This window comes from Salmonella sp. SG203, assembly GCF_013350575.1.
GTDB lineage: Bacteria > Pseudomonadota > Gammaproteobacteria > Enterobacterales > Enterobacteriaceae > Salmonella > Salmonella enterica.
This window is the reverse complement of the sequence record NZ_SNMT01000095.1, coordinates 1-618: the sequence shown is the minus strand read 5'-3', so window position 1 is coordinate 618 and position 618 is coordinate 1. Positions and strand designations below refer to the sequence as shown.

The following is a 618-nucleotide window of genomic DNA, read 5'->3' as shown; positions in this document are numbered from 1 at the left end:
ATGACGGACGCCGTGACCCGCCATTACCGTGACCACGGCGCCCTGGTGGCGCGGGCCATCCTGCCGCCCCAGACCATTAAGGACGGTGTCCTGACGGTGAAGATTATTCCCGGCCGCTATGACAAAGGGAGTCTCAGTAACAGCAGCCGCCTTCGTGACGCGCAGGCGGTGAGGATGGTGTCGGCGGCAGCGCCTGCCGGTACCGTGGTCACCCGCGGCAGCCTGGAGCGCATGGCGCTGCTGCTCAGCGAAGTACCGGGCGTGGAGGCGCAGGTGGCGCTGAAGGCCGGCAGTCAGCCGGGGACGTCGGCGCCCGATGTGACACTGACGCCGGGTAAGCGCGTCGGGGGCTATGTGGGGCTGGACAACCAGGGCGACCCGACGACGGGACGCAGCCGGGTGATGGCCGGGGTGTATGCGAATGAGCTGCTGGGGTACGGCGACCAGCTGTGCGTCGACCTGCTGGATGCGTATGAGAAGAGCGACCTGTTTAACGGCAGCATTGATTACAGCCTGCTGGCCGGCGGGTACGGCACGCGTGTCGGGGCGAACTACAGCCACCTGAACTACCACTACAACTTCCTGCGGGACGGATACAACGGTTACTCCGATAACTGG

General features: G+C 65.7%; 1 protein-coding gene. It reads left to right on the top strand.

Going from position 1 to position 618, the window contains the following annotated elements:
* The coding region (locus HV477_RS27950) for a ShlB/FhaC/HecB family hemolysin secretion/activation protein (protein WP_175065754.1) at nucleotides 1-618 on the top strand (618 nt) is incomplete at both ends.